This is a genomic window from Nocardioides sp. T2.26MG-1, from assembly GCF_950101795.1.
GTDB lineage: Bacteria > Actinomycetota > Actinomycetes > Propionibacteriales > Nocardioidaceae > Nocardioides.
Genome location: NZ_CATNLZ010000001.1, coordinates 377,723 through 392,411 on the forward strand (window position 1 = coordinate 377,723; position 14,689 = coordinate 392,411).

Annotated in this window: 17 protein-coding genes; all 17 read right to left on the reverse strand. The window is 75.5% G+C overall.

What is annotated here, in order from left to right; all coding sequences use genetic code 11:
* Window positions 1-30 precede the first annotated feature (30 nt).
* Complete coding sequence (locus QQZ14_RS01830; RefSeq protein ID WP_284532457.1) at window positions 31-360, reverse strand: histone-like nucleoid-structuring protein Lsr2; 330 nt, start codon at window positions 358-360, stop codon at window positions 31-33.
* Between the two features lie 94 nt (window positions 361-454).
* Window positions 455-1,228: a type III pantothenate kinase gene (locus tag QQZ14_RS01835; protein ID WP_284532458.1), complete on the reverse strand. Its 774-nt coding sequence runs from the start codon at window positions 1,226-1,228 to the stop codon at window positions 455-457.
* 3 nt (window positions 1,229-1,231) lie between these two features.
* On the reverse strand, window positions 1,232-2,158 hold the full coding sequence (nadC, locus tag QQZ14_RS01840) for a carboxylating nicotinate-nucleotide diphosphorylase (protein WP_284532459.1): 927 nt from the start codon (window positions 2,156-2,158) through the stop codon (window positions 1,232-1,234).
* Window positions 2,155-3,855, reverse strand: a complete 1,701-nt coding sequence (locus QQZ14_RS01845; protein ID WP_284532460.1) for an L-aspartate oxidase — start codon at window positions 3,853-3,855, stop codon at window positions 2,155-2,157. Before QQZ14_RS01845 ends, nadC begins: the two co-directional genes overlap by 4 nt.
* A gap of 9 nt (window positions 3,856-3,864) precedes the next feature.
* The gene (gene panD / locus QQZ14_RS01850; protein ID WP_446740463.1) at window positions 3,865-4,272 is read right to left on the reverse strand and encodes an aspartate 1-decarboxylase; all 408 of its coding nucleotides are present in this window, start codon (window positions 4,270-4,272) and stop codon (window positions 3,865-3,867) included.
* 15 nt (window positions 4,273-4,287) lie between these two features.
* Entirely contained in the window at window positions 4,288-5,277 is a 990-nt protein-coding gene (gene panC / locus QQZ14_RS01855; protein WP_284532462.1) for a pantoate--beta-alanine ligase, read from the reverse strand.
* Entirely contained in the window at window positions 5,274-6,251 is a 978-nt protein-coding gene (locus tag QQZ14_RS01860) for a Rossmann-like and DUF2520 domain-containing protein (protein ID WP_284532463.1), read from the reverse strand. Before QQZ14_RS01860 ends, panC begins: the two co-directional genes overlap by 4 nt.
* 225 nt (window positions 6,252-6,476) lie before the next feature.
* A complete protein-coding gene (locus tag QQZ14_RS01865) occupies window positions 6,477-6,920 on the reverse strand; it encodes a universal stress protein (RefSeq protein WP_284532464.1) in 444 nt (147 codons plus the stop codon).
* Window positions 6,917-7,570: a V-type ATP synthase subunit D gene (locus QQZ14_RS01870; RefSeq protein ID WP_284532465.1), complete on the reverse strand. Its 654-nt coding sequence runs from the start codon at window positions 7,568-7,570 to the stop codon at window positions 6,917-6,919. The genes QQZ14_RS01865 and QQZ14_RS01870 overlap by 4 nt, the downstream gene beginning before the upstream one ends.
* A gap of 3 nt (window positions 7,571-7,573) precedes the next feature.
* The gene (locus QQZ14_RS01875) at window positions 7,574-8,965 is read right to left on the reverse strand and encodes a V-type ATP synthase subunit B (RefSeq protein ID WP_284532466.1); all 1,392 of its coding nucleotides are present in this window, start codon (window positions 8,963-8,965) and stop codon (window positions 7,574-7,576) included.
* Window positions 8,962-10,707 carry a V-type ATP synthase subunit A gene (locus QQZ14_RS01880; RefSeq protein WP_284532467.1) on the reverse strand — a complete coding sequence of 582 codons (1,746 nt, stop codon included), beginning with the start codon at window positions 10,705-10,707 and terminating at the stop codon, window positions 8,962-8,964. The genes QQZ14_RS01875 and QQZ14_RS01880 overlap by 4 nt, the downstream gene beginning before the upstream one ends.
* Window positions 10,704-11,258: a hypothetical protein gene (locus tag QQZ14_RS01885; RefSeq protein WP_284532468.1), complete on the reverse strand. Its 555-nt coding sequence runs from the start codon at window positions 11,256-11,258 to the stop codon at window positions 10,704-10,706. The genes QQZ14_RS01880 and QQZ14_RS01885 overlap by 4 nt, the downstream gene beginning before the upstream one ends.
* Window positions 11,255-11,488: a V-type ATP synthase subunit F gene (locus QQZ14_RS01890; RefSeq protein ID WP_284532469.1), complete on the reverse strand. Its 234-nt coding sequence runs from the start codon at window positions 11,486-11,488 to the stop codon at window positions 11,255-11,257. Before QQZ14_RS01890 ends, QQZ14_RS01885 begins: the two co-directional genes overlap by 4 nt.
* Window positions 11,488-11,919 (reverse strand): ATP synthase subunit C, encoded by a 432-nt coding sequence (locus QQZ14_RS01895; RefSeq protein WP_284532470.1) that lies wholly within the window; start codon window positions 11,917-11,919, stop codon window positions 11,488-11,490. Before QQZ14_RS01895 ends, QQZ14_RS01890 begins: the two co-directional genes overlap by 1 nt.
* Window positions 11,916-13,238 carry a V-type ATPase 116kDa subunit family protein gene (locus tag QQZ14_RS01900; protein ID WP_284532471.1) on the reverse strand — a complete coding sequence of 441 codons (1,323 nt, stop codon included), beginning with the start codon at window positions 13,236-13,238 and terminating at the stop codon, window positions 11,916-11,918. The genes QQZ14_RS01895 and QQZ14_RS01900 overlap by 4 nt, the downstream gene beginning before the upstream one ends.
* Window positions 13,222-14,169, reverse strand: a complete 948-nt coding sequence (locus tag QQZ14_RS01905) for a hypothetical protein (RefSeq protein ID WP_284532472.1) — start codon at window positions 14,167-14,169, stop codon at window positions 13,222-13,224. The genes QQZ14_RS01900 and QQZ14_RS01905 overlap by 17 nt, the downstream gene beginning before the upstream one ends.
* The gene (locus QQZ14_RS01910; RefSeq protein ID WP_284532473.1) at window positions 14,166-14,621 is read right to left on the reverse strand and encodes a hypothetical protein; all 456 of its coding nucleotides are present in this window, start codon (window positions 14,619-14,621) and stop codon (window positions 14,166-14,168) included. Before QQZ14_RS01910 ends, QQZ14_RS01905 begins: the two co-directional genes overlap by 4 nt.
* Window positions 14,622-14,689 lie beyond the last annotated feature (68 nt).

A 14,689-nucleotide genomic window follows, 5' to 3' on the forward strand; every position in this document is an offset into this window, starting at 1 on the left:
CTCGACAAGCTCGACCAACGAACCCCGACGTCAGTGGGCCTTCTCGTACGCCTCGCGGACCTCGGCGGACACCCGGCCGCGGTCGGGGACGTCGTGGCCGTTGGCCCGGGCCCAGTCGCGGATCTCCTTGGCGCTGGCACCACCGGTGGCCGCGGCGGCGGAGCGGCGTCCGCGGCGCGGGGCGGCGCCGACCTTGCGGCCGTGCCCGATGTAGCCGGCCAGCGCGTCGCGCAGCGCCGCGGCATTCGTGTCGTTCAGGTCGATCTCGTAGGTCGTCCCGTCCAGGCCGAAGGAGACCGTCTGGGTCGCCTCACTGCCGTCCAGATCGTCTACGAGAACGATGTTGACCTTCTGGGCCATTTGTCGACCTCACTCGCTTTAATTCGGGGGTGAATACAGCATTGTTCATCATGCCACGCCCGAATTGAATTCCGCTAACCCCTAATCGGGGGTATCACGAGTTGCGCTGGAAGACCAGCTCTAGCCCGCGCAGTGTCAACCACGGCGCGTGCTGGGTGAAGCAGTGGCATTCATCGAGCACGACCGGCGCGAGATAACCGGTCGCAATCACGTGCACGTCCGCGGATTCGGCGCCGAGCTCGGCGATCATCCGCTCGACAATTCCCTCGACCTGGGCGGCCACACCGAAAACCATTCCCGACTGCAGAGCCTCGACGGTGTTCTTCGCAATCACCGAACGCGGGCGCAGCAATTCGACTTTCCGCAGCTGCGCACCACGGCGCCCGAGCGCCTCGAGGGAGAGCTCGATCCCGGGCGAGATCGCGCCCCCGACGTACTGGCCCTGGGCGCTGACCACGTCGAAGGTCGTCGCCGTGCCGCCGAAGTCGACGACGATCGCGGGTCCGCCGTACTCGTGGACCGCGGCGAGCGCGTTGATGATCCGGTCGGTGCCGACCTCGCGCGGGTTGTCCATCAGCACCGGGACGCCGGTGCGCACCCCGGGCTCGACGACCACCCGGGCCACGTCGGCGAAGTGACGGGTGAGCATCTCGCGCCACTCGTGCAGGACGGCCGGGACGGTCGCGCAGACGGCGATCCCGTCGACCTCGTCGAGCGCGGCCCCGAGCAGGCCACGCAGCAGCACCGCCCACTCGTCGGCGGTGTTGCGCTCGTCGGTGGCCACCCGCCAGTCGGCGAGCACCGTGCCGTCGGCGACCAGACCGAGGACCGTGTGGCTGTTGCCGATGTCGGCACAGAGCAGCGGCACGGCTCAGCCCTCGGTTCCCGGGGTCCCCGGCGCGACGGGAGCGGAGCGAGCGCCGTGTCGGGGTAGGAGATCGAGTCCGAGGTCGAACACCTTGACCGAGTGGGTGAGCGCCCCGACCGAGATGAAGTCGACCCCGGTCTCGGCCACCTCGCGCGCCCGTTCGAGGGTCAGCCCGCCGGACGCCTCGAGCGTGGCACGCCCCTCGGTGATCCGGACCGCCTCGGCCATCGTCGCGGTGTCCATGTTGTCGAGCAGGATCTCGGTGCACCCGGCCGCGAGCAGGTCGCGCAGCTGGTCGAGGTCGGTGACCTCCACCTCCACCCGCAGGTCGGGGTAGGCCGCGCGGACGGCGTCGTACGCCGGCACCACGCCGCCGGCGGCGACCACGTGGTTGTCCTTGACCATGGCCCGGTCGCTGAGGCTGAAGCGGTGGTTGACGCCGCCACCGCAGCGCACGGCGTACTTCTGCAGGGCCCGGAAGGTCGGCAGCGTCTTGCGGGTGTCGAGCACCCGGGCGCGGGTGCCGGCCAGGGCGTCGACCCAGTGAGCGGTGGCGGTGGCGACCCCGGAGAGGTGGCTGGCGTAGTTGAGGGCGATGCGCTCGGCGGTCAGGAGCCCGCGCGTGGGCCCGGACACCCGCATCACGACGTCCCCGGGGGCGACGCGCGTGCCGTCGGGGACCCGGTCGGTGACCGCGACCGTGTCGCCCATGACCTCGTGGAACACCAGGGCGGCGACGCCGAGTCCGGCGACGACGCCGGCCTCGCGGGCGGCGAAGACCCCGGTGCCCAGCGCGTCGGGGGCGATCGTCGCGATCGAGGTGACGTCCCCGGCGGGGAGGTCCTCCGCGAGCGCCTCGGCGATCTGGGCCCGCACCGCGTCCGGGTCGAGCCCGGCGGCGCGCAGCTCGCCGTCGTACGGCGTGCTCACGCCGCGCCCCGGTCGGTCGGGGGCGCGGGCACGAACTCGAGCGTGCTCGCGCCGTCGGACATCAGCACGTCGAAGTGGCCCGCGAAGTCCGCGTCGTCGCGCTCGGGGAAGTCCTCGCGCCAGTGGGAGCCGCGGGTCTCCTCGCGTAGCGCCGCGGCGTCGGCGAGCGCCACCGCGATCGTCAGCAGGTTGGTGGTCTCCCACGACTCCTGGTCGATCGCGTCCGCGGTCTCGCCGGCGAGCTTGTCGAGCAGGCCGGCGGCGTCGGCGAGGCCGTCGGCGGTGCGCAGCACGCCGACCCGGCTGGTCATCACATCCTGGAGCTCACGACGCACGCTGCCCGGCACGAGACCCGCGGTGCGGGTGTCGGTCACCGGCGGCTGCAAGGGACGGAGCTCGCCGGGCAGCACCTGCGCGATCCGGCGTGAGAAGACCAGCCCCTCGAGCAGCGAGTTGGAGGCCAGCCGGTTGGCGCCGTGGACGCCGGAGCAGGCGGCCTCGCCGGTCGCGTAGAGCCCCGGGACGGTCGAGCGGCCCCAGAGGTCGGTGCGGACGCCGCCGGAGGCGTAGTGGCAGGCGGGCGCGACCGGGATGAGCTCGGTGACCGGGTCGACGCCGTGGCTGCGGGTGGTGGCCAGGATCGTCGGGAACCGCCGCTCCCACTCGTCGGCGCCGAGGTGGCGGGCGTCGAGCCACATGTGCGGCCGGCCGGTCTCGTTCATCCGGCGGGTGATCGCCTTGGCGACGACGTCGCGCGGGGCGAGGTCGGCGAGCTCGTGGACGCCCTGCATGAACCGGTTGCCCTCGAAGTCGACCAGGAAGGCGCCCTCGCCGCGGACCGCCTCGGAGATCAAAGGCTGCTGGCCCAGCGAGTCGGGCCCGAGGTACATCACCGTGGGGTGGAACTGCACGAACTCGAGGTCGCGCAGCACCGCCCCGGCACGCAGGGCGACGGCCATCCCGTCGCCGGTGGACACCGCCGGGTTGGTGGTCTGGGAGAACACCTGGCCGAGCCCGCCGCTGGCCAGTACCACCGCGCGGCAGTGGACCGCACCGACACCGTCGCGCTGCCCCTCCCCCATCACGTGCAGCGTGACCCCGGCGACGCCGCCGTCCTCGGCGAGCAGCAGGTCGACCGCGAGCGCGTGCTGGATGACCTCGATATCGGGTGCCTGCTCGACCGCCGCGATCAGGGCGCGCTGGATCTCGGCGCCGGTCGCGTCGCCGCCCGCGTGGGCGATGCGGTCGCGGTGGTGCCCGCCCTCGCGGCCGAGCGAGAGTTCGCCGTCGGGGTCGTGGTCGAAGTTCGCGCCCAACGCGATCAGCTCACGCACGGCCTCGGGGCCCTCGGTGACCAGGGCGTGCACGGCCGCGCGGTCGCAGGCGCCGGCGCCCGCCACCAGCGTGTCGAGCTCGTGCTCCGCCGGGGTGTCGCCCGGGCCGAGCGCCGCGGCGATGCCGCCCTGGGCCCACTGGGTGGAGCCGGCGGCGAGCACGTCCTTGGTCACGACGAGGACCTTGCCGACCTGCTCGCGCAGGCGCAGGGCGGCGGTCAGCCCGGCGATGCCCGAGCCGATGACGACCACGTCGGCCGTGGTCGTCCAGCCGGGGTCGGGCGCGACCAGGCGTCCGGGGACCCGGCGTACGGGAGCATCGATCCCGCGGGCGGGCACGTCGGGGACTGGCTCGTCGGGCACGTGGGCAGGCTAGCGCTCTGCCGGTCGGTCGCCGCGCAGCAGCCCGGATCCGGCGGGCGCCTCGGCCGGGTCGCTGCCGGTGGTCACCACCTTGTTGCCCGCGTCGACGAACACCACGTGCGGCTCGAAGCCCTTGGCCTCGACGTCCTCCATCTGCCCGTAGGCGATGAGAATGACCAGGTCACCGGGGTGCACCAGCCGGGCGGCGGCGCCGTTGATGCCGATCACCCCCGAGCCACGCTCGCCGGCGATCGTGTACGTCTCCAGCCGGGCGCCGTTGGTGATGTCCACGATGTGCACGAGCTCGCCCGGCAGCAGGTCGGCCGCGTCGAGGAGGTCCTCGTCGACGGTGACCGACCCGACGTAGTGCAGGTCGGCCTGCGTCACCGTGGCCCGGTGGATCTTGCTCTTCATCATCGTGCGCAGCACTTGCTACTCGCTTCGCTCGTAGGGAACGGCGTCGTCCCGCGTCGCGGGACTGTCCTTCTGTTCCGTCAAGCCAGGCTCGCTTCGCTCGCGGCTTGACGGGCTGGCTTCGCCAGCGGGTATCGGGACGCCGAGGGTCAGCGGCATGTTGTCGATCAGACGGGTGCCGCCGACACGGGCGGCGACCAGCATCCGCGCCGCGGTGCGCGGCGGTACGTCGTCGGGCAGCTCGCCCAGGTCGGGATCGGTGATCACGAGGTAGTCGAGGTCGACCCCCGGCGCCGCCCGCAGCTCGGCGCGCGCCTCGGTGAGGGCGACCCGGGCGCCGTACCCGGCGTTGGCCTGCGCGGCGCGCAGCGCGTGGCTCAGCGCCACCGCGTCGTGGCGCTGCTCGGCGTCGAGATACCGGTTGCGGCTGGACAGGGCCAGGCCGTCGGGCTCGCGGACGGTCTCGGCGCCGACGACCTCGACCCCGAGGTTGAGGTCGAGGACCATCCTGCGGATCAGCGTGAGCTGCTGGTAGTCCTTCTCGCCGAAGACCGCGACGTCGGGCCGGACCAGGCCGAAGAGCTTGGCGACGACCGTCAGCACCCCACGGAAGTGGCCGGGGCGGGTCTTGCCCTCGAGGACCTTGCCGAGCGGTCCTGGACGGACGGTGACCTGCGGCGGCCCGCCGGGGTAGACGTCCTCGACGCTCGGGGCGAACACGATGTCGACCCCCTCGCGGGCGCAGACCTCGAGGTCCGCCTCGAGGGTGCGCGGGTAGCGGTCGAGGTCCTCGTTCGGCCCGAACTGCAGAGGGTTGACGAAGATCGAGACCACCACCGGGCCGTCGTCGCCGACCCGCTCCCGGGCCGTGCGCACCAGGCTCGCGTGGCCCTCGTGCAAGGCACCCATGGTCGGCACGAAGCCGACCGGGCGGCCCGCGGCGCGGGCGGGCGCGAGCAGGGTGGCGAGCTCCTCGCGCGTGTGCGCGAGGACGGGCGTGGCGCTCATCGGCGGCGAGCGGAGGTCCCGGGGGCGGTCCGCACGGACTGCACGGCCTGGTCGAGCACGCGCTGGATCGCGGCCGCGCGGATCGGCAGCACCCGGCCGTCGGTCACCACCCGGTCGAGGGTGTCGCGTGCGAGCGCGACGTACGACGGCAGCGTGTGGGGCGCGTTCGCCTCGATGTCGGCCAGGTGGGCGCGGACGGTGTTGACGTCGCCGCGCACGATCGGGCCGGTCAGCGCGGAGTCCCCCTGCTCGAGCGCGTTGTCGAGGGCGGCGGTCAGCAGCGGGCGCAGGGTGCCGGCCGGGTCGGCCGAACCGGCCGCGGCGAGCAGCTCCATCGCCTGGCTGACCAGGGTGACCAGGTGGTTGGCGCCGTGGGCGAGACCCGAGTGGTAGAGGGTGCGCATCTCCTCGGGCACCCACGTCGGGCGGCCGCGGAGGTCCGCGACCAGACCCTCGACGAACCCGCGCTCCGACGGCGCGGCCGTCAGGCCGTACACGCAGCCTGGCAGGCGGTCGAGGTCGAGCGCGGTGCCGGTGAACGTCATCGCCGGGTGCAGGGCGACCACCCGGGCCCCGACCCGCGCGGCGGGCTCGAGGACGGCCAGGCCGTGCCGGCCCGACGTGTGCACGACGTACTGACCCGGGCGGATCGCGCCGCTGTCGCTGAGCACCGTGACGACGTTCGCGAGCATGTCGTCGGGGACCGTCAGCAGCAGCAGGTCGCAGGAGCGCGCCACGTCGGTCGGCTTGGCGGTGCGGGTGCCGGGCAGCAGGTCGGCGATGCGGGTCCGCGAGGCGTCCGACTCGCCCGCGGCGGCCACGACGTGGTGGCCGGCGGCCTCGAGGGCGGCACCCAGGACCGCGCCGACCCGTCCGGCGCCGACGACGCCGACCCGGAGCCCGGTGGGCGGGCCGGCGGGCAGTGGGCCGCGCTGATCGGCGCGCACGGCAGGGTCCCGGGGAGGGTGGGTCATGAGTCGAACCTTTCGTTCCAGTCCCTCCGACCACCCGTCTGCCGCGATCGGCGGCGTGACGGGCCGGTGTGGGTACCGGACGGTGTGCTCGTCTGGATGGAACCTGTCAGGAGAGGTGTTCCCCGGACGCGACGAATCTACGCCTCGCGTCACGGGCGTGAAACCGCGCCGACACGTGACCTACCTGACACCGTCCGCACGCGGCCCGCGTCCAGGAGGACCCGCTCAGGGTCGCGGTACGACGAGCACGGGGACGTCGCTGAACTCCAGGATGTGCCGCGTCACGTGCCCGACGTAGGGCCGCCCGACCGCGCCGGACTGCGCTCGGCCGATCACCACCACGTCCGCGGCCCAGGACCGCGCCTCCGCCATCACCTCGACCTCGGGCTCGCCGAGCAGCGACTCGACGGTGTACCGGACGCCGGCCCGGCGCGCCCGGGCGGCGACATGGTCGAGGAGCGCGCCCACGCCGCGGCCGACCCGGTCCTGCAGCTCGCCCTGGCCGCCGCCCGGCGCCAGCGCCCGCCGGAGCGTGCCGTCGACGGTGACGTGCACGAACCGCACGTCGGCGTCGTTCGCCGTGGCCAGCCGGAGCGCGATGTCGACCGCCCGCAGCGCGGCCGCCGAGTCGTCGACCGCCACCAGCAGCCGTCCCAGATCCGCGTTCATCCGTCCACCCTCCTCCGGTCGTTCCCACTCGGCGCGGCTCCTCGCCCCGCCGCCCAGCGCAGCCGGAGGAGGTCCGACCGCTCGTCCTCCTCGAGCGACACCTCGACGTCACGCCGCGTCGCCTGGAGCAGGGGGAGGTAGCGGGTCCGGATCGAGCGCAGCCGCCGACGCGTCGCGGCCTCCTGGGCCTCCAGCGTCCGCAGGGCCGCCAGGGCAGCGGCCTGCTGGGCCGCCGCGGCCAGCGCCACCTCCATCCGCCGCCGCGTCTCGAGGAGTACGGCGCTGCCACCCGGCTCGTCGCCCCCCGACGACTCGGAGGCCGCCCCGCGGACCACGGCGAAGGCCGGGTAGCGCACGCCGACCACCTGCTCCCACCGCACCTCGACGTCGACCGGGTCGCGCCGGCCCAGCCGCAGCGCCCGCTGCCCGCCGAGCTGGCCGAGCCGGAGCTGCCAGATGTCCGCGTCGCGGACGGCGGCCTCCCACGCGGCGCGGGTGCGCTCCTCGACGAGCGCGCGCCGCAGCCGCTCGCTCCGCAGGATCCGCAGCTTCTGGTCCAGGAGGTCCACGGCGCGGAGCGCGACCTCCTGCCGGTGCACGAGCCACAGCTGGCCGGCGCGACCGGGCGGGACGTGGAGCCTGCGCGGCACCGCTCACCCCCCGGTCCGAGCGACGTACCGGCGGGCGAGGGCGTCCTCGGCCAGCATCGTCAGCTCCCGGCGGGGCAGCAGCGAGAGCGCCCGCCAGCACAGGTCGAGGGTCTCGTCGATCTGGCGGGTCTCGTCGGGCCGCTGGCTCAGCACCCGACGCTCGACGTCCTCGGCGAACGCGAGGTAGGCGCGGTCCGTGCCGCTCAGGGCCTCCTCGCCGATCAGGTCGGCGAGCTCCCGGACGTGCCGGGCCCGGGACAGGCAGGACATCACCTGGGCGGCCACGTCGAGGTGGTCCTCGCGGGTCCGCCCCGACCCGGCCCCCTTGCGCATCAGGCGCGAGAGAGAGCCGAGCGGATCCACCGGCGGGTAGATCCCGCTGCCGTGCGCGGCCGTCGACAGCACGACCTGGCCCTCGGTGATGTAGCCGGTGAGGTCCGGGACCGGGTGGGTGATGTCGCCGCCGGGCATCGTGAGCACCGGGACCAGGGTGACCGAGCCGGCCACGCCCCGGATCCGGCCGCAGCGCTCGTACAGCGAGGCGAGGTCGCTGTAGAGGTAGCCGGGGTAGGCGCGCCGCCCCGGGATCTCCTCGCGGTCGGCGGACACCTCGCGGACGGCCTCGGCGTACGACGTCATGTCCGCCATCACGACCAGCACGTGCCGGCCGCACTCGAAGGCCAGGTGCTCGGCGACGGTCAGCGCGATCCGCGGGGTCAGGATGCGCTCGACGACGGGGTCGTCGGCGGTGTTGAGGAGCATCACCAGCTCGCCGCGCGCCGACCGCTCCGCCAGGGCGTCGCGGACCGCGGCCACGTCGGGGTGGGTGAGGCCCATCCCGGCGAACACGACGGCGAACGGCGCGTCGCGCACCGTCGACTGGGCGGCGATCTGCGTGGCGAGCTCGAGGTGGGGCAGCCCGGCGACCGAGAACACCGGCAGCTTCTGGCCGCGCACCAGGGTCGTCAGCGCGTCGATCGCCGAGACACCGGTCAGGACGGGCTCGGAGGGCGGCTCGCGACGGGTCGGGTTGAGCGGGCGGCCGGAGACGGGTGCGCGGCGTACGCCGGCGACCGGCGGACCGCCGTCGATGGGCGCCCCGCGGCCGTTGCAGACGCGGCCGAGCCAGCCCTCCCCCACCGGGACGTGCGTCGACTCGCCGGCGAACACGACCGAGGTGCCCTCGACGCCGACGCCGTCGGTGCCCTCGAACACCTGCACCACCGCCAGGTCCCGGTCCACGCTCAGCACCAGCCCGTTGCGGACCCGACCGTCGGGGGTGCGGACGGTCGCCGACTCGTCCCAGCCGACCCCGTGGACGTCACGCACCACGAGCAGCGGGCCCCGCAGCCGGGTGATCCCGAGGTGCTCGACGGTGCCGATCCAGCGCGTCATGACAGCGTCTCCAGCTCGGCCAGGACGGTGTCGCGGCGGGCGGCCACGCCCTCGGCGTCGGCGGGGCCGGTCGCCTCGGCGGCCCGCACCAGCGCCCCCAGGTCGGCCTCCTCGATGCGGGTCGCGGGGACGCCGGCCTCGATCAGGCTCTGGCAGCGGTCGACGACGGCGAGCACCGCGTCCACGAGCGCCGCCCCCTTGGCCGCGGAGCAGAACCCGTCGTTCGGGCTCAGCGCGCTCTGGCGCAGCACGCAGTCGCGCAGCAGCCGGCCGGCCAGCAGCACGACGCGCTCGGAGCCGGGCATCGCGCCCTCCCCGACCAGCTCGGCGAGGGACGCGAGCCGGTCGGACTCGGCCAGCAGGCTGCCCATCCGCGCCCGCCGCCGCCCCCACGTGGGGTCGCCGTTGCGGGCGTACCACCCGGCCAGCGCGCCGGCGTCGCGGGAGAACGACCCCTCCCACGCGACCGCGGGGTAGTGGCGTGCGTAGGCCAGGTCGCGGTCGAGCATCCAGGTCGCGCGGACGAAGCGCTGGGTGTGCGCGGTCACCGGCTCGGTCATGTCCCCACCGGGCGGCGAGACCGCGCCGATGATCGTCACCGAGCCGCGCCCGCCGCCGAGGGTGCGGACGTCGCCGGCTCGTTCGTAGAACGCCGCGAGCGCGGACGCCAGGCCGGCCGGGTAGCCCTCCTCGGCGGGCAGGGCACCGCGACGGGACGCGAACTCGCGCAGGGCCTCGGCCCAGCGTGACGTGGAGTCGGCGATGACGACCGCGTGCAGCCCCATGTCCCGGAAGTACTCGGCGACGGTCACGCCCGTGTAGATGCTCGCCTCGCGCGCCATCATCGGCATGTTCGACGTGTTGGCGATGACGACCGTCCGCAGCCGCAGGGGCCGTCCGCTCCGCGGGTCGACGAGCGACTGGAGCTCCTCGACGATGTCGGCCATCTCGTTGCCGCGCTCGCCGCAGCCGACGTAGACGATGACGTCGGCGTCGCACCATTTGGCGATCTGCTGCAGCAGCATGGTCTTCCCGGTCCCGAAGCCGCCCGGGACCGACGCGGTGCTGCCGCGCGCGATCGGCTGGACCAGGTCGAGGACCCGCTGCCCGGTGTGCAGCGCGGCGACCTCGTCGACCCGGGCCCGGAAGGGCCGCGGGCGGCGCACCGGCCAGGAGGTCGCCATCGTGACGGGCCGGCCGCCGATCACCGCGAGGGTCTCGTCGGCGGCGTACTCACCGGCGGGCACAACGCTCTCGACGGCCAGGGGTACGCCGGGCGGCAGGTCCGGCGGGACGGTCACGAGGAGCGCGAACGGTCCGTCGCCGTCGAGGGTGCCGACCGCCTCCCCCGCCGCGAGGTCGGCGCCGGGCGCCGCGGTGGGCGTGAAGCGCCAGCGGAGCGTGTCGCCAGGGCCCGCTCCGGCCCCGGGCTCCAACCACTCACCGGCCTCGGAGAGCGGCCGGAGCAGCCCGTCGAACACCCCGCCGAGCAGGTGCGGGCCGAGGGCCGCCGACAGGGGCCGGCCGAGGGCCGCGACGGTCGCTCCGGGGGCGAGGCCGCCGGTGTCCTCGTACGCCTGGACGGTGAACACCCCGTCGGCGACGGCGACGATCTCGCCGAGCAGCCCGACGCGGCCGAGCGCGACGACCTCGGAGATCACGGCGCCGGGGAGCCCCTCGACCTCCACGAGAGAGCCGGAGACCTTCACGACCCGGCCCTCGATGGCCGTTCCGGCCGTCACGGCGACCACAGCCCGGTCAGCTCGGTCCCGAGGTCCTCGAGCGCGCGGTCGACGAGGTGCTCGGGCTCGAGGCTCAGCCGCCGCTGCCCCGCGAGCGCCACCGGACCGTGCGCCCCGGCGTGCACGGCTGCGCCGACACCGAGGCGCTCGGCGGCCTCGCGCTCCAGCTGCGAGCCCACCTGCGGTCCCAGCCCGTCCAGCAGCGCGGTCACGTCCGCCACGCTCCGCCTGCGCAGCTCGTCGTAGGCGTCCCGCTGGGCCTGGAGCACCCGGGTGCGGGCCTCGCGCAGGGTCCGTGCCCGCTCACCGCTCAGGGCGCCGGCCGCGTCGGCGGCTCCCTGCGTGCGAGCGGCGGCCACCAGCTCGTCGGCCTGTGCCTGCGCCGCGTCCAGGGTCGCCCGGGCCCGCTCCTCGGCGTCGGCGGCCTCGGCCTCGGCCTCACGGCGAGCACGCGCGAGGAGGGCGTCGCGGACGACGAGCAGGTCGTCGGGGCCGCCGGGGCCGCCGCGGCCGCGCGGACGGGCCCTCCGGCCGGGCGCGGTGCCGCTCACGGGTCCATCACCACCGTGAGCGGGCGGTCGCGGTCGGCGAGCCCGGCCGGGAGCGCGTCGGCTGCTCGGCGGGTGAGCACGACGACGTCGACGTCCGGGGTCCGGTCGCCGACGAGGTCGGCCCACGCGGCGCGGACCGCGGGCTCGTCGTCGGCGACGACCACGAGCGCGCCGGCGAGCGCGTAGCCGGCGACCCGGCCACGCTCGCCGAGCACGGCGACGTGGGCCATCAGGCCCGCCCGATGAGGATCACCGCGATGATCAGGCCGTAGATCGCGATCCCCTCGGCGAGCCCGACGATCACCATGGCGCGGCCGAACAGCTCGGGACGCTCGCTCATCGCCGCCAGGGCGGCCGCACCGGTGTAGGCGACGGCGATGGCCGCCCCGATCGACGAGCCGGCCACGGCGATCGCGGCGCCCAGCAGGGCGGCCCAGCTCGACGAGCCCGAGTCGGTCTGGGCCGCGACGAGCGTGGCGTCGGCCGCCGGCTCGCCCCCGGACGAGGCCGCCGCGATGATCACGACGGTCGCGACGGCGAGGACGGCGGCGTTGAGGCCGACCACCGCCTTGAGCACGAGCTCGCGCCGGCGTCGCAGCAGCGTCGCGAGGCCGGCGGACACCGCCACCAGCACAGGTAGGCCGAGCAGCCAGATGATCATGGTCCTCTCCCTTGGACGGACGGTTGGTCGGACGGTGTGGGCGCGGGCAGGCACCACGGCCGGAACGGCCTGCCCTCGCCCTCGAAGAGTCGTGAGAAGAGCTCGTAGTACTCCAGCCGGAGGGCCTGGATCCCGGCGACCAGCGCCTCGAGGCCGAACGTCAGCACGTTGCCGAGCACGAACAGGACGACGGCTGCGGCGACCAGCACGGGACCCGACCCGGCGAGCGCCGAGGTCCCGTCCCACACGACCAGGCCGAGCGCGGCGTGGGTGAGCCCGAAGGCCGCGAGCCGCGCGAACGAGATGAGGTTGGTGCCGACCCGCAGGACGGCGTCGAAGACCTCGACCACGGCCTGGGTGACCCCGGAGCCACCGCCGCCGGAGGTGGCGAGGAACCCGGCGAACGCGAGGACGACGCCCGCCACGGCGACGCCGCCGCCGAGGACGGTCAGCCAGGGCAGGTCGCGCCACACGCCACCGGCGACCAGGCCGGTCCCGGCCAGCAGGGCCGCCCCGGCCACCCCGGACGGCGCGCTCACCGCGCGGGGCCAGCCGCCCTCCCGCCAGCGGTTGACCGTGGCCAGTGCCTGGGCGGCGGCGAGCAGCACCCCACCGACGGCCACCCCCGCGACGAGCAGCGTCACCGGGTGGTCCAGCGGCGCCAGCCACAGCACGGGCACCAGGCCGGTCGGCCCGAAGCACTCGCCGTACAGCAGCCCGAACGCCATGGCCGCCAGGCCCGCGCCCGTGACGAACGGCCACAGCCGGCGGATCGGGGCGAGCCGGGGCACCCGCTCCGAGCGCACCAGCAGCCCGAGGGCCGCGAGCAGCGCGCCGTGGCCGACGTCGCCGAACATCATCCCGAACATCACGATGTACGCGAGCCCGGCCGCGACGCTCGGGTCGACGTCCTCGTAGGGGACGGTGCCGTAGGTCTGCACGAGCGGGGTGAACGCCCGGCGCAGGCCGCCGCCCTCGCGCAGCAGGGTCGGCGGGTCGGTCCCCCGCGGCGCCGCGAGGGGGACCGCGGCCCCGCCCGAGTCCCGCAGCCGCTGCGCGAGCGGCGCCAGCTCGGCGACCGGGACCCACCCGGTCAGCGCGGCGACCTCGCCGCGCACCACGGTGCGTCCGGCGACCGCGTCGAGGCTCGTGTCCTCGGTCGTGCCCGGCTGGGTCGGGGCGTCGAGCTCGAGCACGCCCGCCTCGGCGACGAGGCCGAGCACCTCGCGCAGCGAGTCCGACGGCGCGACCAGCGCCACTCGCTGCATCCGCACCGGCTCCGCGAGCTCGCGCCATCTGCTCTCACGAGGAGACCGCATCGAAGACCTCCCGTGCCGCCGGCCCGCCCTGGGCAGCGGCCTCGAGCGCCGCCCGGACCCGCCGCGCGTCCGCGGCCAGGACCGCGACGGCGCCCACCACCGGCGGCCGGCCGAACCCGGTGCCGCCCAGCAGACCGAAGCCGTCGCGCTCGACCCGCCGCCACCACAGCTGCTCACCGCGCCACAGCCCCGCCGGGGTGTCGATGCCGTCGAGGACCCACCCGGCCTCCCGCGGCAGCGCCGCCCGCGCCCGGTCGAGGTCGGTGGTCCCGGGCGGCACCGCGGCCAGGAAGTGCGGGCCGAGGAGACGCGCGACCCGGGCGGCGCTCGTCGGGGCCGGCGGTCGTCCGGCCGCGACCAGCTCCGCGAGGAGCAGCAGGGCCGCACCGCCACGCGCCCAGGCGCCGGCCTCGGGGACCGCGGCGAGCGTGGCGTCCGCCCAGCCGAGCCGGGCGCCCACCCGCAGGTCGCTCCGGGTGCCGGCCTCCCGCACCCGCCACGGCGGCCGCGCCAGCACGTCCGTCACCGCCGCCGGGGAGCCCGCGGACGCGATCCGGGTGGCGGCGGTCGCCAGTGCCCCGAGGACGTACGCCGGCTCCGCGGGGTCGTCACCCTCGAGCTCGGCCAGCCGGTCGTCGACGTTCGCCAGCTCGAACCAGCCGGCCAGCACACGCAGCACCGCCGACCCCTCCCGGGGCAGCCAGCCGGCGAGCACCCGCAGGTTCCACAGCAGGGCCGCACCGACGGCGTGCTCGGCCTCGGCGAGGTCCTGGCCGGGCCGGACGTCGTGGCCGTACGGCGTGTCCGCGAGCGCCACGACCGCGTCGGTGAGGGTCGGCCGGGCCGCGAGCGCACGCGCCCCTCCCGCCCCCAGCCGGCGGCGGGCCAAGGCCCGGGCGCGTACCGTCCCTGCGACCCACGAGGCGCTCATGGCACGGGCGCCCCCGGTTGGTCGTGGCCGTCGAGCAGGAGCCGCGCCTGCTCCACGACCCGGTCGACGTACCGCGGCATCGCCTCGGCGGCGTGCCGGCGTACCCGCTCGGCCTGCTCGTCGGCGGCCGTGAGGGCCTGCTCCCGCTCGTCGTCGACCCGTCGGCCGGCCGCGAGGGACGCGGCGACCCGCTCGGCCTCGGCGTTGGCGCGGGCGGCGGCGAGGACGGCCGCAGCCCGCTCGTCGGCGCGCCGGCGGGTGAGCTCCGCGTCCTGGCGCGCCCGGGCCCGGATGGCCTCGCACTCGGCCTGGACCGGCGCCAGCCGGTCGAACACCGGCTCGAGCTCGGCGGCGGTCTCGGCGACCCGGTCCGCGGGCACGCCGACGGCCGACGCGGCGCCCGGGGCGCCGGCCCCACGGAAGCGCTGGAGGAAGCTCCTGGTCCGTGGCATCCGGCCTCCTCTCCCACCCAACCCGAACCTAGGGCGGAGGGAGCCGGCAGCGGCAGAGCCAAAGGTCC

Excerpts from the sequence above, each read along its gene's own strand:
- QQZ14_RS01830 (WP_284532457.1), bottom strand. The coding sequence starts at position 360 with ATGGCCCAGAAGGTCAACATCGTTCTCGTAGACGATCTGGACGGCAGT.
- panD (WP_446740463.1), bottom strand. The coding sequence starts at position 4,272 with ATGATGAAGAGCAAGATCCACCGGGCCACGGTGACGCAGGCCGACCTG.
- panC (WP_284532462.1), bottom strand. The coding sequence starts at position 5,277 with ATGAGCGCCACGCCCGTCCTCGCGCACACGCGCGAGGAGCTCGCCACC.
- QQZ14_RS01860 (WP_284532463.1), bottom strand. The coding sequence starts at position 6,251 with ATGACCCACCCTCCCCGGGACCCTGCCGTGCGCGCCGATCAGCGCGGC.
- QQZ14_RS01865 (WP_284532464.1), bottom strand. The coding sequence starts at position 6,920 with ATGAACGCGGATCTGGGACGGCTGCTGGTGGCGGTCGACGACTCGGCG.
- QQZ14_RS01875 (WP_284532466.1), bottom strand. The coding sequence starts at position 8,965 with ATGACGCGCTGGATCGGCACCGTCGAGCACCTCGGGATCACCCGGCTG.
- QQZ14_RS01890 (WP_284532469.1), bottom strand. The coding sequence starts at position 11,488 with ATGGCCCACGTCGCCGTGCTCGGCGAGCGTGGCCGGGTCGCCGGCTAC.
- QQZ14_RS01895 (WP_284532470.1), bottom strand. The coding sequence starts at position 11,919 with ATGATCATCTGGCTGCTCGGCCTACCTGTGCTGGTGGCGGTGTCCGCC.
- QQZ14_RS01900 (WP_284532471.1), bottom strand. The coding sequence starts at position 13,238 with ATGCGGTCTCCTCGTGAGAGCAGATGGCGCGAGCTCGCGGAGCCGGTG.
- QQZ14_RS01905 (WP_284532472.1), bottom strand. The coding sequence starts at position 14,169 with ATGAGCGCCTCGTGGGTCGCAGGGACGGTACGCGCCCGGGCCTTGGCC.
- QQZ14_RS01910 (WP_284532473.1), bottom strand. The coding sequence starts at position 14,621 with ATGCCACGGACCAGGAGCTTCCTCCAGCGCTTCCGTGGGGCCGGCGCC.